The following is a 22,147-nucleotide window of genomic DNA, read 5'->3' as shown; positions in this document are numbered from 1 at the left end:
ACACGAATCCGGACAGAACAAGTCGATTCGTGCGACATCTCCGGACCGTCATTGGGAACAGGTCCGGGACGAGTGCCAATGCGATGCAATCCATGCATCGACACCAGGCGATTCAGTGTGCGTTCGAGGGAGGCCAGGCAGCTGCGTACATTGTGGAGGGGACTAAATGGTAAGTACGTTACGGTATGCAAATGCTACCGTGGAGAACCCAAGTCGGATGATCGATCATAGCGCAAAAAATGCACATGCTTGCCTGTGGCGTGCCGCATCGGCCTCTCTTTCTTGCGCAATGAGCGCGCTTGGCTAGCCCCGAGTCACCTACGATTACGGGTGAAACCTCGGGATGCCTGATTGGCTCATACCGGATGCTATCGGTCAGGTTCAATCACAGAGGTCGAGAACCGCAGTCGCGAACTCGCTCGGTGCCTCTTGCGGGACGTTGTGACCTACCCCCGTCAGCACCGTCCTGCGCCGAAGCTTGCCGAAATGCTGAAGCTCCGATTCGATATCGCCTGGTGGATCGACACCGTCTTCCGCGCCTTCGATGACGATCGTTGGAATCGAGATCGTCGGACTGTCCGACAATTTCTTTTCTATCGGCTCGAGAGCCGGATCTCCCGGAACCTCCCCTATGCGATAGCGGTACGAATGCAAGGCCACGGCAGCGAAATCGGGATTGGCGAATGATCGTGCTGTTTGTAGGAACGTCGCCTCCGTGAAATTCCACGGAGGCGAGAAGCTTCGCCATAGATAACGGCAGAATGCCACCGGGTCGGCGGAAAACGCGGCCATTCCACGTCGTGAGTTCAGGTACCAATAAAACCAATGCTCGCGTTCCCACTGAGCACTGCGAGGGATAAGAAAGGTGTTTTGATTCTGGATGTTGTAGCCAGGACCGCCACTGCTGACAAGGCCCGTCACGCGCTCGGGATGCAATGCCGCGACGACGCACGCGGCACGCCCGCCCCAGTCGAAACCGGCGAGGATGGCCTGTCGGATGTCCAGCGCGTCCATGAGTGCGATCACGTCATTGCCGAGTGCTGCTTGTTGACCTACGCGAGGCGTGGCGCCATCGATAAAGCGCGTAGGGCCGTAACCGCGAAGGTAGGGGACGATAACCCGCTTGCCCGTGGCCGCCAGGCGACTTGCCACGATGTCGAAGGAATGGACGTCGTAGGGGAAGCCATGCAACAGCAGGATGGCCTGTCCGTCTCGCGGTCCTGATTGTCGATATGCCACGTCGAGGACACCGGCCGTGATGGTGCACATCCCATCACTCGTATCGTTGGATCGGACCTTCGAGGACCGAGCCCTTGCGGAAGAAAGCACACTGCTGCCAGCTGTCGCGGCGAGCGCACTCAAGAAAATTCTTCTGTTGATCGGCATCCTGAACGCGGTTTTCGATTGGTTCATTTTCAAGACTTGATTTCAGTGCGCGGGAAATCGTGCAGCCAGGGCGTCGGCCATGGTGCGGAGGTCCGTGTGAACCAGGTCCGATTGCGCGCCGATTTCGAACTGGGCGTTGCCGGGCCGCAAAAGCAAGCCGGCGTGTAGGCCCGCGGCCAATGCCCCCATTGCGTCGAATGCATGGCAGGTGATTAGCCACATATCACCCGGGCGACGGTTCAATGCCGTGGCAACTTCGAGGTAGGCTTCACGAGCAGGCTTGTATCGATGAACGGTATCGTCGATGCTGAAGACACGCTCGAAGAATGGTCGAATTCCTGCATTCGTCAATTGCGTTTCGCACGTTGCTCCGGGGTTGTTACTCAGCGTCACCATACGGAAACCTGCACGCTGCAGGGTTTCGAGGCCGTCACGTACGTCCGCGTAGGCCGGCAAGGCCAACGATATCTTCTTGAACCGAGCCAGTTGTGCGGCATCCACGACACGCCCGTGAATATTCGCAAGCATCTTCAGCACCGCCGCGCCCACCCTGCCCACGTCGACATAGGCGCCGGTAAGCGTAAGCGCCTGCGCGTACAGCACGACCTCATCGAACCAGGTGCGCAACATGGCGGCATCGCCGAAGATATTTTCAAAAACCGGGCTCAGTGCTCGCAGATCGAGGATCGTCTCGGCAATGTCGAATACAAGAATGGGACGTTCCATTGAAGTTTCATTGGATATGGGCGTGGATTGTGTCGACATTGCTGCAATTGCCGCTGGAAATGCGCTTGATAATGTTGCCGCTACCGCGCCGACAAGCAAGGAACGCCGGCCCGGATTGGTGGACTCATTCACACTGCGTCCCTCGGTGTAGTGCGGTTGTACCGCAAGCAATCAAGCAACAGTCGTCTGACGTGCTTGGGCTGTTCTTGCTGTATCCCATGCCGCGCATATTCGAGCCTGCCAAAATTTTTTCACGCGGCAAACCTCAATCCTCACGGCAATGCGTTCAGCGCCAGGGGCGAACCCTGAAGATAGACGATAGTGTCCGTGCTGAAAATCACGAAATTTCAAAGTGTCATATATGAAAAATCGAACTTTTCCTGGCCTGTGCCGATAGCTGTGCATCAGTACGGCGCCGTTCTAAATCTTCTCCTCGACGTACATCTTGCGCAGCCGAGCGTTCTTGACCCTGTCTCGATTTCGCGTACAGCAGGAATTTTGTTAATTTCCTGTATGTACGGAGGATTGCATGTCAGAAAAGTCAGTGCCGAAACGGCAATACACGGACGAGTTCAAGATTGAGGCGGTCAGGCTTGCTGAATCGGTTGGGCAGCACGAGGCTGCGCGCAGGCTTGGCGTTCCGGTAGCCACGCTAGGGAATTGGACCCGACGTAATCTGCTCTCGAGCAGCGCGGAAAAGGCTACGAGCGGCGCTGACAAGCCCAGCTGATCGGTTCGCCGGCAAGCTGGCTGTCAGGCGTTCACCACCGCCAGCGCTCACCGTCGACCTCGGCCCAGGCCTCGCTGTCCGAGGTGCAGCGATGCTGCTCGGCAATCAGCGCGATCGCCACCATCAGGTCGTCCACCTGGCGATCGAATTCGTCTTCGGACTCGAACGGCACCTGCAAGACCGTGACGTCGCCCTGCCGTGCCGAGGGCTAGAAGCCGGCCAACACTTCGCTCGCAATGCGAGCGAGCACGCGGGCCCGGCCGCGGCCGCCGTCCCGTTTCGGGGCCACGCGCAACGTCACGTGTACCGCGACGCACCGTGCGCGGCCGGCCCGGCGCGCGCCGCGATCGTCGTCTGCGACATCCGCTTCATCCGTCGCAGCGGCCGCGGCTGGACCGGGCCCACCGGCGCCCTCGAGCGCGGCATTGAAGAACGACTCGACCGTCTGGTACTGGCGAACCGCGTCGCCCTTCGTGTAGTGCGTGGTGGTGGCCAAGCTCGCGTGGCCGAGCAGCGCTTGCATGTCGCGGATGTCGGCGCCGGCGTCCAGGCCGTGGTTGGCGAACGTGTGTCGCAGCCAGTGCGTGCTCGCGCGGCGCAGATCCTCGGCGGCGCCCGGATAGCTGACCGCGAGTTGCTCGGCCGCCCGCGCGAAGATCTGCTTGAAGAGCGTGCCGATCGTGTTCGGATGCAGCGCCGCGCCCGTGACCAGGTGCGCGATGAGCGGCGTGGCGGCCGGCGCCGTCTCCAGCGCGAACGGTTCGGCGCGTGTGCGTAACTCCGTACGCAGCCGTCCCACGAAGTAAATCTATGGTCCGCCCCATTTTTGCAACCCTGAATTTCGATGTCGTGTTGGCTTGCCTAAATCTATTCGGCGTCGTTGTGGGAACTGCTTCCCGCGCCACGATGAGATTCGCGCCTGGGGATCCTCTAAAGTCGGTCGGCTTCCAGAAGCCTCTTTACTTCCCAGGTTGTTCCACAGGCCGGTGTGCCGTTCATGTCATCAATTTTCAGTCGTCGCAAAACCAGTGGGGTGTTTCGTCAGTCAAGACAGGACTACAGTTCATTCAGGCCGGTAGCTGCCGTATCCGGCGTCGAATGTGGTGTGGCGCGCAACAATTGCCCAAGCGGTTCGGGCCAGCTTGTTGGCCAGCGCGCACGCCACCACGTTTGAATGTCGCCTCGTGAGCATCGCGCGAACCCAATCTGCTAGACGGCCGCTTCGTTTCTCCAGGCATCGCATGTAGGCTCTCGCGCACAGGACCAGTAGCCGCCTTACGTTCCTGTCGCCGCGACGGCTGATCCCTAGGAGGTTGGATTTCCCGCCCGTACTGTATTGTCTTGGGACGAGCCCCACCGATGCCGCAAAATCGCGGCTGCATCCAAATTGCTTGCCGTCACCCATTTCCGCCGCGAGTACGCTGGCGGTGATCGGGCCGATGCCGGGAATTGTTAGTAGACGCTGGCCGAGATCATCGCTAGCGAGCTGGCGCGCCAACTCCTGGTCGATCTCGCTAATTTGTCCTTCAAGGTACTTGAAGTGTTCGTGAAGACGTTCGAGAATCGCAACCAACCGAGCAGGCAAATCATGCATGGCGAGCACGGCTGGCATACGCGTGACGGCAGTTTTGCCCACTGGCAAACTAATTCCGTACTCGAGCAGGAAGCCGTGCATCTGGTTAATGGTCCGGGTGCGATCGCGTACCATCGAATCGCGCACACGATGCAAGACCGAAAGCGTCTGCTGTGATTCTGTCTTTGGCGTCACGAATCTCATTGTCGGCCGTGACGCTGCTTCACAGATCGCTTCGGCATCGACGAAATCATTCTTGTTCGATTTGACGAACGGCCTGACGAACTGTGGCGAGATCAACTTGACGCTATGCCCGAATGCGGCAAGCTTCCTGGCCATATGATGCGAACCGGCGCAGGCCTCCATTACGACAGTGCAGGTGTGGAACGTCGCGAAGAATTCGATCAGCTGTTTGCGCCCCAACTTTTTGCGAAACACGGCCTTACCTTTTCCATCTTGCCCATGCAGGTGGAAGCTATGCTTGCCCAGATCGATACCAACGAGCGTCGTGCTGTCCATGATGGTCTCCAGTTCGGATTGAACGCGCCCAGCGTAACCTAACCGGCGAGGCGGGGCGGACCATCCCATTAGTCGTGACATCTGCCCCCCCAAAGAAAGCCCCGCCGCTCCGTGGGAGCGTACCTCACATGTGCCAAACTTTACTTTCCGGAGATGCGAACTAAAGACGGATCTTGTTGATGTCGGGAAGTGAAGTTGCAACTTCGCGGAGTGCATGTGTACGGGCCCATCGACGTGATACAACCGGCTCGCAAAGCATTTGCTCCCTTGCCTGATCAGGCATAGCCGCGGCCATTGTCAGCAGACACCGGGACTGCGGACAGGTCTCAGTGCTATCGCCTGCTCGCCCTGCTGTCTACTATCGATACCGGCCTCATTATTCAACAATTCGTTATGCTAATTAAATAGATTGTCACCGGATACACTGTTTTTCCAACTCACGATCTTCGTCGCCAGCCACGCCACATGTGCTAATGCAAATTCTCGTGCGAAACGTCCCGCACAGCCGGGGAAGCGGATTCCGGAGACTGCACGAGGCTGACGCCAATCTCTAATGCTACCCGCCAGAATCCGCTGTCAAGCGCGTCAATACAGGGCTTCAGACTGAACACGCTCCTGCCAGACAGATGCACGGAACCCGAAAAAGTCACAACTTTACTTCGCCCACCTCGCCAAACCTTTGATTTAAAAGAAAATCAAATCCTAAGCGCCACACCGGCCCGAATGTTTTCAGGCAAAGATCCAGATTTAGTTCGCGAAAAGTTTCAACATTACTTCGGGCGACGCGTGGCCTCGTTGAAGCCGGTGCCGACCTTGCCTGCGTAACGCAGCTCGCCTGAATCGGCGTCGTGCAGGCCAAGGACCAGGGCCCCGAAGGCGCTACGGCTGCCGCTCGGCTCCGTGTAGCCGGCGATCACGAATTCTTGGCGGTGGCGACATTTCAGCTTGATCCAGTCGTCCGATCGCCGCGATTCGTACAGGCTCCCGGCGCGCTTGCCGATCAAGCCCTCCAGCTTGAGCTCGCACGCGCTGTTGAGCATCGCCTCGGGCGACTCGTTGAAATCCTCCGAGAAGCCGAGCAGCGGACTGCGGTTGCGCTCGAGCACGGCCGCCAATGCACTGCGACGAGCCTCGAGCGGAACTGCGCGAAGGTCCATGCCGTTCAGATACGGGATATCGAACAGGCAGTAGTGAATCTGGCCGCTGCGCTCCTCTTCGAATGCGTTCTGGAGCGCCTGGAAATCTGGCAACCCGTCCTGGTCGAGCACGACAACCTCGCCGTCGAGCCAGGCCGACTCGAGTTTGAGGCCGGCCAAGGCTTCCGCCTGGTCAGGCAGCTTCGCGGTCCAGTCATGGCCGTTCCGCGTGAAAATCCGGACCTCCGCCCCGTCGATCCGCGTCAGCATGCGATAGCCGTCGAATTTGATCTCGTAGTGCCATTCGCCGTCCGGCGCCCCGTCGACCAGGGTGGCGAGCTGCGGCTTGAAGGTGGCCGGCAGCGGGGCCCGGCGCGCCCCCTCGAGCGACGTCGTAGATCGAAGCGGGCTCGCTCCGGTCCTGCGGCCGCCCTTGGGACGCGCGGCGGTCTTTGCGGCGCGCTTGCCAGGTATGCCGCGCTCGCTCAGCACGCTGTCCGGCAGAGCCTCGACGATGTCGTACTGGTCCGAGCGCCGCGCGGCGTCGTCGCCGGACTTGATCAGGAACCACTGTTCCTGCTTGCCCTCCATGCGCGTGCGCACCAGGTGCCAGGCGCCGGCCAGCTTCTCGCCGTCGAGGGTGAAATTCAGCCGCCCTTTCCGGTAGCTTTCCACCGGATCACCGTCCGGGATCCACACGCCGCGGTCCCACACGATGACGTCGCCGGCGCCGTAGTGCCCCTCGGGGATATGGCCTTCGAACGATGCGTACTCGACGGAATGGTCCTCGACGTGCACCGCCAGACGTTTGACCTTCGGATCCAGTGACGGGCCTTTGGGGATGGCCCAACTTTTCAGCGTGCCGTTGAGCTCGAGCCGAAAATCGTAATGGAGGCGTCTGGCGTCGTGCTTCTGCACGACGAATTGCAGTGCCCCGCGCCCACGTCGTCCGCGCGCGCTGCGCGCGCCGGCCGGCTCGGGCGTTGAGTCGAAGCGGCGCTTCCGGTCGTATTCGTCAAGCGGCTTGCCCATTTTTCCCTCCTGGAACGTCGCGGCGCGCAGGCACGCCACGCGAACTCGGCCGGCCGTTCGCCGCTCCGTTCGTATGCTCGCGCGTCCCCGGGGCGTATCAGGAAGCGTTCCCGGCGTGCGGCCAACACCGGGCGGGTCGGCAAGCCATGGGGCAGCAGGCTTAGAACAGCTCGTCGTTGGCTGGCCCGGGCGCAGCGAGCTCCTGCTTTTTGCGGCGAGGCGGCCGCGGCGCCGGGTGGCCCCGATACGCCTCGGCCGGCAGCAACGACAGGAACGACCGTGCCTGCTCCGGCTCCCTGCAGTTAAGCCAGTCATCGTACTGCTCAGGCAGCAAGATCACGACGCCGCGTTTCTCGTTCGGCGTGCCGTCCGCCTCGAGATGTCGGTGAAACTGGCTCAGGAAAGGATGGCCATCCGCGTTGACGGTTAACATCGTGAAGCCGAAGACCAGGGTGCCGTCGGGCTCGGGCCAGGGTTTCCACAACCCGGCGACGGCGCACGGCGCACCGCTGGCCAGCTCGATACCCCAGCGCTCCGATTTGTCCTTCAGCACCTTGCGCACCCGCTCGTCGCGATCCGGCCCATCGAGATCCGGAAGGGGTGGATATCGAGGCTCATAGATGACATCCGCTGGCACGATGGCAAATCGGCAGGCGTGCCAGGAATCCTTGAAGCTGGCTTTCTGTCCGACCGTCTCGCTGCGCGCGTTCATGGTGTCGAACTTGAACTTGCCGATCCGCGATTGCGGCCGGATACCGAAGCTGCCCAGAAGCGATTCCCGCTCGCCGTCGGCGCCGCGGCGGATGAACGGCGCGGGGTAGTCACAGTAGATTTCGGCCGGCCAATCACCATCCGGCGGCGCTGAATCGAAAAGATCGGCGTACCGGCTTTCACTGGTTGCAACATAGTTGGTGCACAAGGCAGACCTCCCTCTCGACAACGACGAATATCGGCCCACTGGACGCCATGGCGCACCTAGGGCGTCACGGCGTCTCAGACGGCGGATCTTGCACGTCGGAAATGCTCGGGTCGTTGTAGTAGACCGGCCCGCCTTCATGGCTCGGCTCGGGTGGAAACGAGATCTGCGTCATCGGCATAACGAAGGTGCGTAGCCAGTCGTCAAGCGCAGTACAGACGTCCTCGTAAGCATCATCGAAACCCGATCCCTCGGGGCTGCCCGGCGGGTCGGGAAACAGGCTTTTGCCCCATCTGATCATTCTCGGCGTGCAATAGCCGTACCTGTCGAGCTTGGCCTCGTCTGCCACGAAGTCGTAGCTATTGGCGACGGCCGACACCATGCTGATCGACATCGAGTCGACGATCTCGAACTTCGAGTAAGCGATGCACCAGTCAATGAATGCGCGCTGCATTTCGGTCAGGGGTTTTCGCATGTCGCCTCCTTCCGGATTCGATTTGGTCATCTTACGCTCGCCGGACGCAACTGCTGCCGAGCGGCGCTTGGCGCCGGCGTCCGGCGGACCGTCAACCGGCTAGTGCAATTCCCGCGCTGGCTTTTTGAGATGGCTGGGTTACAATCGGCCAACCCTGTATATCCATACAGTATTGGTGCACGAACATGAACCCCGCTCTCGCTCATCCGGAACGAATTCACCCAGCCCTCTGGCGAGCCAATCAGCGCGCGCAGGCCGGTACCGTCGGCATCGAAACCGGGCACCCAGCGCTCTCCGCCGAGCTCCCTGGCGGAGGCTGGCCGCCCAGCTGCCTGGTCGAGCTGCTGACGCAGCAGTCGGGCATCGGCGAACTGCGCCTGCTCGCGCCGGTGCTTGCGCGCCTGGCGCCGAAGCCGATCGTTGTCGTCCAGCCGCCCCATCGGCTGCAGCCGGCCGCGCTCGCATACTGGGGCGTGGATCTGGCGGCGTTCGTGAGCCTGCGTACACCACGCACGGCCGATGCGCTCTGGGCTGCAGAGCAAGCGCTGCGCGCCGGCACGTGCGGCGCGGTCCTGCTCTGGCAGCACATCGTGCGATCGGACGCACTGCGGCGCCTCAATCTCGCGGCGCAGGCCGGCTCCGCCCTGTTTTTTCTGTTGCGCCCGGCAGCCGCCGCGCGCGACGCGTCCCCGGCGCCGCTGCGCCTGGCGCTCGCGCCGGCGCGCGATGGCGTCGAGGTGACATTCGTGAAACGCCGCGGCGCCCAGCGAGACGAACCGCTGTTCGTGCCGCTCTCCCCCTCCCCGATTTTGCTTGATCGCCATGGCAGTCTGGATCGGCGTGCATCTGCCGCGCCTCACTCTCGAAACGTTCGTCCCGCTGTCGCCAGCGCCATCGTCGAATGACGGCGCGGGTGTCGTCGTGCTCGAGCAGGACCGTGTGGTCGCGCTCGATCGGCCGGCGGCCGAGCTGGGCGTCCTGGTCGGCATGCGCCGCGGCGGCGTCCTTACGCTCGCGCCCGAAGCACGAATCTGCACGCGCGACGTCGCGCGGGAAGACGAGCTCGTGCGCGGCGTCGCGTATGCGCTGCTGCAGTTCACGCCGAGCGTCGTGCTCGAGGCCGAGGCCGTGGTGCTGCTCGACGTGACCGCCAGCCTGCGCCTGTTCCACGGCATTCGCGCGCTTCGGCGCCGGGTCCGCCAGCTGGTGGCGTCGTTCGGTCTGACGGCCGCCGTGTCGCTCGCGTCGACGGGGCCGGCCGCCTGGACGCTCGCCCGAGGCCTGCGCGGCGGATCCGCGCTCGCCGCACGCTCCCTGCAGCGCGCCCTAGCCCGCGCCCCGCTCGCAGTGGCACCTCCAGCGCGCCGCTATGTGGAGTGGTTCGACGCGCTGGGCTGCGCCACCCTGGCCGATCTGCAGCGCTTGCCGCGCGCCGGGCTCAAGAAGCGGTGCGGCATTGCCCTCCTTGATTGGCTCGACCAGGTAGCTGGTGCCGCGCCGGCGCCGTATGACTGGCTCGAAGCGCCGCCGTCGTTCGACGTGCGCATCGAGCTGCCGGACCGCGTCGAGCATGCCGATGCCCTGGTGTTCGCTGCGCACCGCCTGGTACTGCAGCTGACAGGCTGGCTAGCCGCCAAGCAGCTGGACGTGTGCTCGAGCCGACGCCGAGCGTCAAAGCGTTGATCGACGACATAGCTTCGGCAAAGGACGAGGAATATGTGGCGGCATCGGGCTTCGCTGCGGACCTGCTTAGCGAGTACGAGCAGACGTGGAGACAGTGCGACGACGCCGAGCGGAATCCGGACTCGACACCGGAACAGCGCGCAAGACTGTGGGGGCGATTGGAAGGGCTTTTCTGGGTAGCTGAGCAGATGGCCGTTCGTGTCAGTCCCACTCTCGTAGCGCGTTAGCCTTGCATCACCAGCGCCCCTCGGGGCGCTTTTTTTTGATCACGCTCGAAGCAAGCACTATGGAGGTCTCGTCATCGCCTACGAGGCCGCGATGATCACAGCGTTATCTGCTGTACGTGAAAACGAGGCAGGGTCAATATCCGCTCACACTCGATCCGATCAGATCCCAATTATCTCTCGTTGGGCAGTGCTCATTCCACGTCCAAGAATCAGAACACTCTGATATGCCTGCGCATGAGAAGACATAATAATTGATGCTGGCGGCCTTTCGGCCTTTTCGTTTAAACTAGGCTACATGTCATTATGAAATTTCTTCAAAATTTTTTGTTGATGCCATTGCTCTCGATGGCATTCATGTTCGCCCCACTGAAAATCTCCGCTCAGGAAGTCATTCCTCATGATTGGAACGACAAGGTCGAGCAGAAGTTCGAGCGCGATGCCCCAGCGGAAGTGGTAATTTGGGACCGCAAGGTGGCGGCCCGAGCAAGGGATAACCCAGACGTGATGCGCGATAGTTGGGCGAACAACTACTGGTTATGCCGGTCGGAAACCGATCCAGCTGTCGGCGCTTGTTCTACCCAGCGGGTCTGGACGGGGCCGCCAAACACCGAAATAAAGCTACTATTCTCAGAGGCTCGGTCGAAAATGACGCAAGTCTTGGCTGTATCAATGCTCAGATCGAATGGTTTCTCTTTAAGATCAATCAACAGCTCGATTCACAGTGCAGCCGGTGTTGTGGATCTAAGCGCCAAGATTTCTGCAAACGAACTGAAACGACTGCCGGCCGGTGGTGTTTGGACGGCATCACTTAGATTGGTGCAGTACCATCAACGTGGTGGTGGCACAGATCTCGGTAGCGTTCAAGTCGCCGAAACGAATGCCGAAATCACACTGCACGTCACGGACACGAAAAACGTGCAGATCTTTCTGCCTGAGTACAACACGACCACACCGACGGTCAATCTCGGCCTGATTAGCCAAGTTAGTCGTGCGGGTCGAACCACAGGCCGACGCGATATCGACATGTGCTTGTACGATGGTTTCGGTTCGAATAGTTCGTGGTTCGATGTCACGGTCAAAGACGATCGGTCCGTACCGCAGCGAGCGCTAGGCAGTTTCTCCGTCATTCGAGATGGCACATCGGGCCAGACACCACGAGAGCGAATCGACTACGGCGTGACCTACCTGCATAACGGGCAGCGGACGTCGCTGAACAATGGGGAGACGGTCCGTTTGCTTGGGGGAAACAATACCGACATCAGGCCGGTGTACCTGCCGAACATTCCGGTGCCAGTCTTATGCAAGCCTATGCCACTGACCTTAGAGACCCCGGAGTTCAACGCCAAAGATAAGCAGGCGGGTAGCTATACGGGAAAGCTCAGAATCATCTTCTCACCGTCGGCGCAAAGCCTGTAGTCGTTGCTCCGAGGCGCATCGTGAGTCCCGATGAGCAAGATCTATGAGACTCGATGGGCACTGTCACGTTGGCGAGTGTGGTCGCGTAAGATGGGGCGATGATGATACGATCAGCACAACTGATTTGGCCAGTCTCATTTCCATTAAATAACTCGCACAGGCTACCCGAAAGCCGACGCTCGATACCGGCCGCAACTGGCGGAACACGGCCGGCCCCTCCTCGGAGACGCGCGGCCGGCGACCGACACGGGCGGAGTCGCTCATGCAAAGGGAATAAGTCCTCCACGTTGGGCCGCTGGCCTCGTTCAAAGCGCCTCCAAGCGACTTGCTCGTAGCACCTTTCGCGTAGGCCATCTCAGTTCACTGCTTGATCGCTCGCAAAATAACGCCGTCCCATCCGAATACGATACGATGTGCGTCCATGCGAAATATCGGTGCGCAGGAAGCGCTGTCCAACAACACCGTCTTCTGTGGTAGCCCTGCGTCTGTCACGCGGATCTGGTAATAGTCCAGAAGCTTCGGAGCCGTGTCCACTGTCGAAATCGTGAACCCGTCGGATGGCTGGCACCGCTGACCATCAAAGTCGATACTATCCCTGGCAATCCTGATTGTCTTGCCAAGCAGCCGCTTTGCCTCCGGCGGCCCGCCCGACGTGTCGCTGTATCCCACAACGTCTTGCACGACCCACGCCCCCACGAACACGTTTGACGGGTTCGCCGCATGAGCGCTTATCGAAGCCACGATGACGGATATGAACAGTGCCGTTTTAAGTTGCTTCATCGCTGGACCGCCTGTGTCCGGAACGGCGCCGATTCACGCTGCCGGCGAGCCACAAGTCCTCGACTCAGGCGCGCGGGGCCTGTGGGACGGCCGTTACTGTCACGCGGCGTGACCATCACATTGCGCGCCATATGAGCCGCAACTGCAGCCATGTCGCCACGATTGGCAGGGGCCAGCGTCGTCCGGGTATTGGCGGTGGCGGAGTTGTATGCAAAAGAGACGGCCGCGTCGAATTGTGCTTGCGTTAAGGCGTGGGCATTGACGGTTGCGCGGACCTTTCTCTCCGCATCCTGAACCCGAGCGCGCAATACTGCGTCCACTTGATCCGGCGTTACCGTGCGCTGCAGTTCCTCTGCCGTGCACGGCCCGCGGTGCGCAAGCGTCCCGACGCCCCAGGTGCAATTCCCGTTTTGCGGCGCGTCGTTGTAGTAGCCCATCACGACACCTTCATTGGTACGCAGCTGCGCGTACCCTGCCGCGCTCATCGAGAGGCTGGCGTTGGGATTCGGTTGACTATTGACTGGCATGACGTCGGCCCTCTCTCATCGTGTTATGGAAGCTGCATTTCCTGCTCTCAACCTCATTCCAAGGGCGACGCTCCGCCCTCCAATGTCATTTTACTCTTGCTCGTGCGCTAGATCCGCCCTCGCATCTGCTTCGCTCGGATACGGCTCGGGTGCATTGGCAGTTGCTCAGGCTCGCGGCCGCTGCCCGCGTTGCCCCTGGTCCGGTGAACGGATTTGCAAACTCGCTTCGCGGCCGAGGGATCGATGGTGATACAGGCTGCTGCAGATGCACCGAAGAAAATGAGCGTCCATCCGGCTCAGGGCCTTGACAAGTGAAAATCCGCCTGCCAATCTACACACGCATTCGCTGACATCGCACTGTCGCCAGGTCCTCCATCCCTTCCAGGACACAGCCTTCGGGCCGGGATTAGTCTCTTCCAGCGCTGTTTTCTCTTGCAGTTTTCCCCTCGGGAGTTGTTCACTCCCGGCCGGGGTGACATCTCCCTTTTTCTTTTTCTCCGGAGATTGTCATGACTGCCCAAGCCCAAACTGAATTCTTCAACTTCCACGCCACCGGTATCGCGTATCTGAATCGCGTTCGCAACGTCGAACCGCGCGGTGGCAAGCCTTACCTCGCAGCGTCGCTGTCCGTTCTCGTCGGTCCGAAAGACAAGACGCAGTACTCATATGTCGATGTCATCGTGTCCGGTACCGAAGCGATCAAGGTCGTGGAGGACCTGATGCAGGATTCGAACGAGAAAAGCACGAAAGTGCTGATTTCGTTCCGCGTCGGGGATCTGTTCTCCAACGCGTTCGAGTACAGCAGCGGTGACCGGAAGGGCGAAATCGGCCACAACATCCGGGCCCGCCTCATCAAGGTCTTCTGGGCCAAGGTGAACGGTGAGCTGGTCTACGAAGCGCCGAAGGCGGACGAGGATGCCCACGCATCCGAAGCCGAACAGCGCGAACCGGAACCGGAAACCCGGCAGCCGGAGCGCACGACGCGCCAACAGGATGACCGCCGTGGCCAGCGTGCTGCGCCGGCCCGTCGCCAGTCGTACGGCGAGCGGCAGTCGACGCGTCGCGCCGCGTAAGGTGGTGCACCACACGGTCAGGGGATGTTTCCCTGACCGTTTCTCTTCCCCTCCGTCAGGACTCCCGACCATGAAAATGAGCCGTACCGATCTCATCCAGCTGCTGGACGATACCAAGCGCGCGCTCCTGGCCGACGATTCGTTCGAAGGCCGCATCAACTACACGTGCATGGCCCCCGAAGTCGAGCTCGGCGACGACGAATTCGAAGTCAGCGCCGCTGTCCGACTCGGTAACAGCGAAGGTCAAGGCAGCGTCCGCTTGATCCAAAGCGTACTGGACCACGCCGTGTCCCACTAAGCCCCGATCCTCAGGTGCGCGCCTCGGCGCGCGCCCGAGCGATCGGCCGCCGTCGATGTTCGCCAGCGGCGGTACACGCCGAGGCATCTGCTACACTTCTCGTCGAATTGCCACGTGCCGCCTGGCGCGCTTCTCGTCCAGAGAGGCCAGACGACACGTCCGGTTGTTCCTGGTCGCCGATCCAGTCAAAACGGCAAGCGAAAAGTTCGTCCACCCTTGAAACGAAACGATCCCTCGGGATTAGGGTTGTGCTCAACAGGCCGTATCAGCCGCGCCGTCTCCCCTGGATGCGACGCGGGGCCCAACATCACGGAACCTTGAACCCGTTCCGTTTTCTCCTCCCCCGTGCCGCCTCGCTCACGCGAGCGCGGCACTTCCAAGAAATTTCCATTCGCCTCGACGCCCACACCCTACGCGGCGCCACGCTCTGATTTGACGCGAGCAGCTGCACCAGCGCGTTCCTATGTGATACGCCTCGAGCGCCCTGCTGCAGCTGATCCGACCTTCTGTGCTGCACCCCAGGTCGCTCGGCAACCTGAATCGCCGAAACGTTTCACTCATCAGTCCGCGCTTGCCGGAACTCCGGCGTTTTACCGAAGGGCAGGCCTCTTCGGCAAACCGCTGGTTTTTGTTTCACGCTGACGACGTAATCGTCAAGTCCGGTCCATTCCTGAAACCGGATACCCCGCACGTCGTGCGGGCGGGAATTGCCTCTTATCCCGATCGCGCACGCGATCTCGTTCGCTGTCTTTCCACCCTCGCGGGGTTTGCCCCGTCAGGGACGAACTCCGTCTTGTCTTCGGAGATCGTCATGAAATCAGCCGTCCACCCCGTGAAGCCCAGCCGTACCGCCGGCGACACGGCATCTCTCACTCAGCAGCAATGGGCAAAGCTGTACGCCGACGTCTCGGACCCGGACACCGCTGAGGCCATCCTCGAGATGGCCGACGCGATGCCCACCCTGGTCGAACAGCATGCGAGCCTGGTCATCCAGGCACGAAAGACGCTTGTGTTCGAACGCAACGAACCCGTACGTCGCAAGGTCCGCCGGTCGCTGTTCGGCTGGATGGGTTTTGCGCTCGGGCGGTTCGTCGGTGGTCTGGTTCGTGGTCTGCGGTACCAGCCTGCACGCGCTTCGACGGCCCACAAGCCGTCGTTTGCGCGGTTGGCCTCGCCGGGCCGTTCCGCGTTCGCCGTGAAGTCCGGCATACGCATGGCTTCGCGAGGCTGACCATGACGAACGATCGCAAGGAGTTCTGGATCGACTTCATGAACTGGCTGCGTGCTGCGACCGACGAAGAGCTGCTCGAGCTCGAGACGCTGTTGCGCACGAACGAGCAGAAGCTTCCCAGGCCGCTGCGTCCCGCAAGCACGGCCGTCAACCAGGAAGTTCGTCGTCGCGTTCGCGGCTCGGCTCGACCAGGCGCAGGTTCGCGTTAGCCACAGGCTGCAATCGGCGCAGCAGGTCCTTGAACCGTTGTGGGTCGAAGGGTGCATCGTAGAGCTCTGACATCAGCCAGTTATCTCGATCGCCCTCGATCAGCTGAAATCCTTTGTCGTTTTCCATATCCAGTCCTGAAGTCTTGGGGCTGCCCCCCGCCGGCCGTCATCCGCCGTCCGGCATTCTCTCACCCCTGACGGGTTTCTGGTCCCCGTCAGGGGGACCCGCGCCCGTCGATCCATTGGAGCACTACCATGGCATCGCTTCTCTCTACCCTTTCCAAGCCGCTCAAGAACTTTGCAAACCGCGGCGGTCTCTCGTTCCTGCCGTCCTTCCGCTCGAATCATCCGTGGCACGCCTGCACCATCGAAAACGAGTACGTGCAACGCCTCGTGATCGGTGTCCAGGCCGCCTCGCGGGAACAGGCTCGACAGCTGGTCGAGCGTGCTTACCACCTCGGCACGCTGCTCGAGGATACGGACAAGATGCCGATCCTCTCGAATGCCTTCGAGCCCGTTCGTGTCGACGGTCCGCTGCAGCTGAGCCGGATCGAGGAACTCGACGAGCAGCCCGAGCCCGACGGTTCCGTCATGCAGATGAAGTACCTCAATGCGGCGCCGGCGTTTTTCCGGTTTGCGCAGTTGATTACCGAACTCTGCCAGGAAGCTGACGATACCCCCGCGGGCGCCCCGGATCCGCGCTACATCGGCATCGACGTACCGACCGACAAGCTGCGCGAGATCGCCGAGGTGTTGAACGGGATCGACTTCTGATCTCTGGGGATGCGGACAAAATCTTGGACTACTTTGGAGGTAGTCCATGTATTCATACGAAGACCGCGTTCGGGCGGTCGAGCTGTACCTGAAACTCGGGAAGCGCATCAAGGCAACCATCCGCCAGTTGGGTTACCCGACAAAGAATTCTCTCAAGGCCTGGTGTGAGGAATTCGAGAAGAGTGGCGATCTGCAGAAAGAGTATGTTCGCGTAAAGCCGAAGTACTCAGAAAAACAGAAGAACCTGGCACTTGAGCATTACGTCAATCACGGGCGCAGCTTCAGCTTCACCCTCAGGGCATTAGGCTATCCCTGTCGTCAGATACTGACGGCGTGGGTTCGCGAGCGCTATCCGGAAACCAGGAAACGCGTGGTTGGCAAGGCAGGCCGACCGGCCGTGTCATTGGCGTCCAAGCAGGCCGCAGTGTACGAACTGTGCACACGGGAAGGAAGTGCACAAGCGGTGGCGCAAAAGCTGGACGTCGACAGGGTGTCGCTGTACAACTGGAAGAACCAGTTACTCGGCCGAGGGGCTCCTGCATCCATGAAGCGCGACAAGGGATCACCACCAGAGACGAATCGGGACGAACTGGAGCGGCAGGTCGAAGAGCTCCGGCGCGACATTCGCAATCTGAAGCTTGAACACGACCTGTTGAAGAAGGCGAATGAACTTGTAAAAAAAGACCTGGGCGTCGACCTGCCACTCCTGAGCAATCGGGAGAAGACGACGCTGGTTGACGCCCTGAGAGAAGAATACGGTTTGACTGAGCTTCTTGAGCGGTTGGACCTGGCGCGCAGCTCCTATTTTTATCATCGGTCGCCCATACGGGTTGCCGACAAATATGCAGATGTCCGTCGTACCGTTGCAGAGATCTTCGAGGACAATCACCGATCCTACGGCTATCGTCGGGTGCAAGCAGCGCTTAGTAGGCAACGGGTGTTTCTATCGGAGAAAGTCGTGCGTCGCCTCATGAAGCAAGGCGGCCTCCACGCAGCAAGGCCCAAGCGGCGCCGATATCGCTCTTATATCGGAGAAATCAGCCCTGCCCCAGATAACATCATCAATCGCGATTTCCACGCCACCGCCCCCAACGAAAAGTGGCTGACGGATATCTCCGAGTTCCACATCCCTGCGGGGAAGGTATATCTATCACCCATGATCGACTGCTTCGATGGCATGGTCGTCAGTTGGTCGATTGGTACGAGCCCTGACGCAGAACTCGTGAATACCATGCTGGATGCCGCTATCGAGACTGTGACCGAGGGTGATGAGACGCCCATTGTGCATTCCGACCGAGGTGGTCACTATCGCTGGCCTGGTTGGCTGTCCCGGATTGCGAACGCCAGCCTCATTCGATCCATGTCGCGCAAAGCCTGCTCACCAGACAATGCGGCCTGCGAAGGTTTCTTCGGAAGGCTGAAGACCGAAATGTTTTACCCTGGCAATTGGCGTTCGACGACCATCGCGGAATTCGTTGAGGCACTGGATGCCTATATTCGCTGGTATAACGAAAAACGGATCAAGAGTTCCCTCGGCTATCTCAGCCCCATCGAGTACCGTGAAAGCCTTGGGTTAACAACGTAAATCAGTCCAAGAAAATGGCCGCATCCCCGGTGGGTTAAGACTGCGTGAAAAACAACAGGCTGACGATCTTAAGGCGTCGATCAGGAATCACGGCAGCGCGCAACTGGCCGCCGCGCCGCTGAAAATGTTGGAGAACGCTGAGTGTCTGGCGCTGTCGCAACCCCCGGCCGGCCACGGCTCAAGCTGCTGCTCGAATGTCATCAGGCCGGCCGTCGCCAAGCGCTTCACTACCCCCGGCGCGGGCAGGTCAGGTCCTCCGGGCGGAGCACACGTCGACCAAGACCGCCCCAATCGGGCAAGCATCAAGACGTCACGCTCGGGAAGCGCCGATGGAAGGCTTCTGGGTCAGATTCAGGTCGGCGATAGAAGATGCGTCGAAGAGTTAACCTAGACGCACTGTTCCCGACCTTTGAGCTAGTCATTCAATTCAACGATTACCGAAGTTGGTCATGCAGGGACGTGCTCGGTCAGGCGTTTCAAACCAATCTGAATTGCCCTCTCGTCGAACAGTCGATATTTTCGCCGCCCCGCCGACTCGCCGCCCGGCCACGCCGAGAAGCCCGCACGAATGCTATCGAGATTGGGATCGCGCCCGTCGCGGGCCAACAACCAATCTAACGACGCGAGAAGCTCAAGCCCGAACGGTGATTCAAACCCGTCGATCAAAGAGGCGGTCTCCTCAAGAGCGGGCAAATACGGCCTCATCTCGCCGCTCTTGAGGTACGCTGCAAGCATGTCGCCTCGACGGTCGTCGAACCAAATGACGTCGAGCGGGCCGGCGTCGGCGATGCGCTTGTCGCAGTGCAAATAACTGCCATCAAGGTTGTTCAACAGATGATCTAGGCGATTCGCATACGGCCCATAGGTATGTGCGACAAACTTGAGCTTGAGCGGGTTTGGCGCATCAGTCCGCTCGATCGTACGCTCGAGGAACCACGCGAGCTTCTGAATCTCAAGCAACGTGCATTCCATGCCAAGGATCCAGTATCGTCGCACAAGCTCGGCAATCAACGCCCGGGCGGGAGTCAGCGTCTCTACACCCTCACGTTTTGAGACATTCTGATACCTGCCAGTTGGTTCGTAGACCAAAATCTCCGTGTCCGCCATATCGCCGAGCGCCGCGTCGATTTCGGCCTTCACGGTAGGCCAGTCCAAACCCCCATTGCCCGCGCCGAGCGGCGGTATAGCGATCGACCGGATGTGCTCTTTTTCGATGAAGTGGCGTAGATCGGCTAGGCCCTCGACAATCCATTCAAGCCGCGAAGGCGCACGCCAATGTCGTTTAGTCGGGAAGTTGACGATCCACTTTGGCCCAATCAGTTCCATGCGTTCCGTCACGAACACCGTGCCGGTATGCACGCGCCCTTCTTTGCAAGCAAGCGCGTACTGGCGGAAGTTCTCAGGAAACTTTTCTTTAAACATCAGCGCGATGCCTTTGCCCATCACGCCAACCGTGTTGACCGTGTTGACGAGCGCCTCGGCAGGAGCGTCGAGCAGGTTACCTTGGGTATATGTAATCATCAGAAGTACCAGTGGGGGAGCGCTTGCACCGTCACACTCAGACGACGCGCGGCCACCAACTGCTCCAGTTCAACTTTCACCTGTTCGGTATAGCACACAATCGCAGTGAGTCCGTTCACCGGCAGATGATCATAGACCAGTGCCTCGGCTTGATAGCGCTCGATTTGCTCGGGATCGTCCGGGTTGCGCTTAAAGTTCCGCGCCTGAAGTAATGGCCAGTCGATATGGCCCAACTCCCCCAGATCGCGAAAGAACCGCGCCAACTGCGTGTATGCATGTCGATCGGTAAAGACAAACGGTATGCCCATTTGCTGAAGGACCGGCAACGTGCTGACGAGCATGCAGATGTCCTCGTTGCGCTGCTGGCGCACGGTTCGTCCAGTATGAATGTTGTACATCATTGGCGAAAACGGCGTGAAATAAAATGGCACGTAGTCACTCAATGTTCCACCAGGGGCGACGGGAACGACCCGGAGCCTCCGCCGGCTGATCAGATCCGCATTGCCGATCGGCACGAAATTAGGGTCGAGGAGTCCGCTGTTCGCGCACACCAGCCCGTGGTCCAGGATCCACGGAAGATTCTGGCGATGAACGATGCGCCAAATGTATGCGTTCTCGGCGTTGAGCCGTTGATAGTTCGCCATTTATCTGACTCGTTGTCGTGCAGCCCCATTGCAATTCGGCCGGCGGGCATCGGTACGGCCGTCGCTGCACAATGTAGCTCAGCAATTTGGAAATTGTAACAGCGGCTAACCGACATCCTCACGCTCCTTGGATCCCTCGACCGCAGGCCGGCGAAACGGCGGCACTTCCCCAACTTCGCGAGCGCGCCGACCAAGTGGGGTCCGTGCCCCCTCAGCGCCAACGCTGCCAGAAGTCTCCGTGGCACATCCATTTAACCCTGATAACTCGTATTATCAGGGTTGCATTTGATGGTCTAAAATCAGGGCATGGCACGCTGCGCCTTGCTGGATAAGGGGCCTGGACCTGCCCCCGGTGGCCGTTTCGTCGCCGATTCGCCCCGTTTCCCCTGCCTCAAGGCCCCGTGGCCGACCGACCGCAACCCATCGCGCACCAGCGCACCTACACCCGCAACGACTTCACCGCGCTGCGCGCGTTCGTCCAGCGCGTGCCGCCCGCGACCGTAGGCCGGCTCTATTTCGGCGAAGACGAGAACGGCCACACGCCCTCGCCCGCCGCGACCAAGCGGCGCCTGCGCGACATGCAGGTCGACCTGGCGCTCGAGCACGACAGTGCCAGCCTCTCGGCGGTGTCCCTGAAGATGGTCGAGCAAGCGGCGCAGTTGGCCGTCGCGCGCCCCGAGGCCCAGCACGCCGTCGGCATGTGGTTCCGGCCGCTGGTGGCCAAGCGCCTGAAGGTACGGCAGATCCACACGCTCGGCGAGCTCGTCGTGTTCTGCAACGCGCGCGGCGGCAGCTGGTGGCGGGCCGTGCCGCGAATCGGCACAGGCCGCGCTCGGCACTTGGTGACCTAGCTGCGCCGGCACGCCGCGTCTCCGCCGCATCCATCGTGTTCAACGACGACAGCGGCTTGCCCTTCGCCACGATTGCCCACAACAGCAGCCGTTCGGCCTCGTGCCGATACGCGCGGCGGGTCGCCTCGCTGCGCACACCGCGAATCTCGATCCACGAGCGCACCGCCTGCAGATCGGTGTTGAGTTCGGCCTGGTGCGCCGGCACGGGCGCCCGGTTCAGGCCGGCGGAGCCGTCGAGCTCGGCCGGCACGCGCAGCGCCTCGAGCGGTGCCACGTCGGCCGGCGCGCGCGCGACCGGCCGCAGGGCCGGGTGGTCGGCCGGAAGTCGCCGGCGCGGCGTCATGGCCAGCGGCGAGAGGTAACCCAACGAATCCGCGTGCTGGTCGACGAGCGCGACGATCCGCTTGGCGCCGACGGCGCCCAGCTGCGGCACCGCCGTGTACCACCGTTGGCGCCGGCGGCGGATCAGCCCGAGCAGCTGTTCGAAGGTCGCGACGCCGGCGTCGGCCAGGCGTGTGACCAGGTACGGCGCAAACCAGCCCTCGAGCGCGTGGTCCGGGCGCGGCGCCTCGACCAGGGCGGCCTCCATGCGCGCCAGCGCGGCGTCCTGGCGCTCGCGCAAACGCCGGTTGCGCGCGACCTTGCGATTGATCGCGGGCGAGCGTGCCGGCGAATACGTCTCGAGATAGAGCGTGAGCAAGTCCCGCTCGCTGTAGACGTGGTCCGGGTCGATCGCGTCGCGGAAGGCCTCGAGCGCGGGCGGCACCGGCGCCTCGCATTCGGCACAATTGGCACCACCGGCGTGCGCCTCGGCCGGCAGACTGTCCGCTTTCAA

Annotated in this window: 21 protein-coding genes and 4 pseudogenes; 11 read left to right on the top strand and 14 right to left on the bottom strand. The window is 61.0% G+C overall.

Annotated features, from left to right (window positions below):
• Positions 1-381: 381 nt before the first annotated feature.
• Positions 382-1,269, bottom strand: a complete 888-nt coding sequence (locus QZM72_RS22475) for an alpha/beta fold hydrolase (protein ID WP_301739253.1) — start codon at positions 1,267-1,269, stop codon at positions 382-384.
• Here QZM72_RS22475 and QZM72_RS22470 point away from each other — a divergent pair.
• The gene (locus tag QZM72_RS22470) at positions 1,256-1,426 is read left to right on the top strand and encodes a hypothetical protein (protein ID WP_301739252.1); all 171 of its coding nucleotides are present in this window, start codon (positions 1,256-1,258) and stop codon (positions 1,424-1,426) included. The genes QZM72_RS22475 and QZM72_RS22470 overlap by 14 nt on opposite strands.
• Before the next feature lie 2 nt (positions 1,427-1,428).
• Here QZM72_RS22470 and QZM72_RS22465 read toward each other — a convergent pair whose 3' ends face one another.
• Positions 1,429-2,112, bottom strand: a complete 684-nt coding sequence (locus QZM72_RS22465) for a haloacid dehalogenase type II (RefSeq protein ID WP_301739251.1) — start codon at positions 2,110-2,112, stop codon at positions 1,429-1,431.
• A 529-nt stretch (positions 2,113-2,641) separates the two neighbouring features.
• Here QZM72_RS22465 and QZM72_RS22460 point away from each other — a divergent pair.
• Positions 2,642-2,782: pseudogene (locus QZM72_RS22460) on the top strand (transposase); the annotation flags it as partial.
• 91 nt (positions 2,783-2,873) lie between these two features.
• Here QZM72_RS22460 and QZM72_RS22455 read toward each other — a convergent pair.
• The 6 genes and pseudogenes from QZM72_RS22455 to QZM72_RS22430 all read right to left on the bottom strand — a co-directional run bounded on the left by QZM72_RS22455 (position 2,874) and on the right by QZM72_RS22430 (position 8,493).
• Complete coding sequence (locus QZM72_RS22455; protein ID WP_301739250.1) at positions 2,874-3,020, bottom strand: hypothetical protein; 147 nt, start codon at positions 3,018-3,020, stop codon at positions 2,874-2,876.
• Between the two features lie 30 nt (positions 3,021-3,050).
• On the bottom strand, positions 3,051-3,641 hold the full coding sequence (locus tag QZM72_RS22450; protein WP_301739249.1) for a tyrosine-type recombinase/integrase: 591 nt from the start codon (positions 3,639-3,641) through the stop codon (positions 3,051-3,053).
• A 264-nt stretch (positions 3,642-3,905) separates the two neighbouring features.
• Positions 3,906-4,934: an IS110 family transposase gene (locus tag QZM72_RS22445; protein ID WP_301739248.1), complete on the bottom strand. Its 1,029-nt coding sequence runs from the start codon at positions 4,932-4,934 to the stop codon at positions 3,906-3,908.
• Between the two features lie 791 nt (positions 4,935-5,725).
• Positions 5,726-7,102, bottom strand: a pseudogene (gene ligD / locus QZM72_RS22440) (non-homologous end-joining DNA ligase); the annotation flags it as partial.
• A 160-nt stretch (positions 7,103-7,262) separates the two neighbouring features.
• Entirely contained in the window at positions 7,263-8,021 is a 759-nt protein-coding gene (locus QZM72_RS22435; protein ID WP_046577741.1) for an SOS response-associated peptidase family protein, read from the bottom strand.
• A 64-nt stretch (positions 8,022-8,085) separates the two neighbouring features.
• Positions 8,086-8,493 (bottom strand): hypothetical protein, encoded by a 408-nt coding sequence (locus QZM72_RS22430; RefSeq protein ID WP_186195752.1) that lies wholly within the window; start codon positions 8,491-8,493, stop codon positions 8,086-8,088.
• 185 nt (positions 8,494-8,678) lie between these two features.
• Between QZM72_RS22430 and imuA the strand changes: the two genes are divergently transcribed.
• The 3 genes and pseudogenes from imuA (at position 8,679) to QZM72_RS22415 (ending at position 11,819) form a co-directional block, all read left to right on the top strand.
• Positions 8,679-9,398 (top strand): translesion DNA synthesis-associated protein ImuA, encoded by a 720-nt coding sequence (gene imuA / locus QZM72_RS22425; protein ID WP_301739247.1) that lies wholly within the window; start codon positions 8,679-8,681, stop codon positions 9,396-9,398.
• Positions 9,316-10,149, top strand: a pseudogene (locus QZM72_RS22420) (DNA polymerase Y family protein); the annotation flags it as partial. The gene imuA and the pseudogene QZM72_RS22420, both read left to right, overlap by 83 nt.
• A 557-nt stretch (positions 10,150-10,706) precedes the next feature.
• On the top strand, positions 10,707-11,819 hold the full coding sequence (locus QZM72_RS22415; RefSeq protein ID WP_301739245.1) for a CfaE/CblD family pilus tip adhesin: 1,113 nt from the start codon (positions 10,707-10,709) through the stop codon (positions 11,817-11,819).
• A 360-nt stretch (positions 11,820-12,179) separates the two neighbouring features.
• On the opposite strand, the gene QZM72_RS22410 is transcribed toward QZM72_RS22415, so the two are convergent.
• Both QZM72_RS22410 and QZM72_RS22405 read right to left on the bottom strand, forming a co-directional pair.
• Positions 12,180-12,599: a hypothetical protein gene (locus tag QZM72_RS22410; RefSeq protein WP_301739244.1), complete on the bottom strand. Its 420-nt coding sequence runs from the start codon at positions 12,597-12,599 to the stop codon at positions 12,180-12,182.
• The gene (locus tag QZM72_RS22405; RefSeq protein WP_186055665.1) at positions 12,596-13,126 is read right to left on the bottom strand and encodes a lysozyme; all 531 of its coding nucleotides are present in this window, start codon (positions 13,124-13,126) and stop codon (positions 12,596-12,598) included. The genes QZM72_RS22410 and QZM72_RS22405 overlap by 4 nt, the downstream gene beginning before the upstream one ends.
• A gap of 509 nt (positions 13,127-13,635) precedes the next feature.
• Here QZM72_RS22405 and QZM72_RS22400 point away from each other — a divergent pair.
• The 3 genes from QZM72_RS22400 to QZM72_RS22390 all read left to right on the top strand — a co-directional run bounded on the left by QZM72_RS22400 (position 13,636) and on the right by QZM72_RS22390 (position 15,728).
• Positions 13,636-14,199, top strand: coding sequence for a DUF3577 domain-containing protein (locus QZM72_RS22400; protein ID WP_301739243.1), 564 nt, complete (start codon positions 13,636-13,638; stop codon positions 14,197-14,199).
• Between the two features lie 70 nt (positions 14,200-14,269).
• Positions 14,270-14,497 (top strand): hypothetical protein, encoded by a 228-nt coding sequence (locus QZM72_RS22395; protein ID WP_186042905.1) that lies wholly within the window; start codon positions 14,270-14,272, stop codon positions 14,495-14,497.
• Positions 14,498-15,308: 811 nt separating this feature from the next.
• Positions 15,309-15,728, top strand: a complete 420-nt coding sequence (locus QZM72_RS22390; RefSeq protein ID WP_301739242.1) for a hypothetical protein — start codon at positions 15,309-15,311, stop codon at positions 15,726-15,728.
• 147 nt (positions 15,729-15,875) lie between these two features.
• Here the strand turns inward: QZM72_RS22390 and QZM72_RS22385 are convergent, their stop codons facing one another.
• Positions 15,876-16,064: a hypothetical protein gene (locus tag QZM72_RS22385; RefSeq protein WP_160293903.1), complete on the bottom strand. Its 189-nt coding sequence runs from the start codon at positions 16,062-16,064 to the stop codon at positions 15,876-15,878.
• Positions 16,065-16,192: 128 nt separating this feature from the next.
• Between QZM72_RS22385 and QZM72_RS22380 the strand changes: the two genes are divergently transcribed.
• The gene (locus tag QZM72_RS22380) at positions 16,193-16,711 is read left to right on the top strand and encodes a hypothetical protein (RefSeq protein ID WP_301739241.1); all 519 of its coding nucleotides are present in this window, start codon (positions 16,193-16,195) and stop codon (positions 16,709-16,711) included.
• Positions 16,712-16,757: 46 nt separating this feature from the next.
• On the top strand, positions 16,758-18,296 hold the full coding sequence (locus QZM72_RS22375; RefSeq protein ID WP_301739240.1) for an IS3 family transposase: 1,539 nt from the start codon (positions 16,758-16,760) through the stop codon (positions 18,294-18,296).
• Between the two features lie 447 nt (positions 18,297-18,743).
• Here QZM72_RS22375 and QZM72_RS22370 read toward each other — a convergent pair whose 3' ends face one another.
• Together QZM72_RS22370 and QZM72_RS22365 are read right to left on the bottom strand one after the other, a co-directional pair.
• Positions 18,744-19,817, bottom strand: a complete 1,074-nt coding sequence (locus QZM72_RS22370; RefSeq protein ID WP_301739239.1) for a macro domain-containing protein — start codon at positions 19,815-19,817, stop codon at positions 18,744-18,746.
• On the bottom strand, positions 19,817-20,461 hold the full coding sequence (locus QZM72_RS22365) for a DUF4433 domain-containing protein (RefSeq protein WP_160293878.1): 645 nt from the start codon (positions 20,459-20,461) through the stop codon (positions 19,817-19,819). The genes QZM72_RS22370 and QZM72_RS22365 overlap by 1 nt, the downstream gene beginning before the upstream one ends.
• A gap of 401 nt (positions 20,462-20,862) precedes the next feature.
• Between QZM72_RS22365 and QZM72_RS22360 the strand changes: the two genes are divergently transcribed.
• Entirely contained in the window at positions 20,863-21,312 is a 450-nt protein-coding gene (locus QZM72_RS22360; protein ID WP_301739238.1) for a phage integrase family protein, read from the top strand.
• Positions 21,313-21,712: 400 nt separating this feature from the next.
• On the opposite strand, the pseudogene QZM72_RS22355 reads toward QZM72_RS22360, so the two are convergent.
• Positions 21,713-21,901, bottom strand: a pseudogene (locus QZM72_RS22355) (phage integrase family protein); the annotation flags it as partial.
• Positions 21,902-22,147: the final 246 nt, after the last annotated feature.

It is taken from the genome of Burkholderia sp. AU45388, from assembly GCF_030481585.1.
GTDB classification, from domain to species: domain Bacteria; phylum Pseudomonadota; class Gammaproteobacteria; order Burkholderiales; family Burkholderiaceae; genus Burkholderia; species Burkholderia sola.
This window is presented reverse-complemented; position numbering and strand designations above follow the sequence as displayed.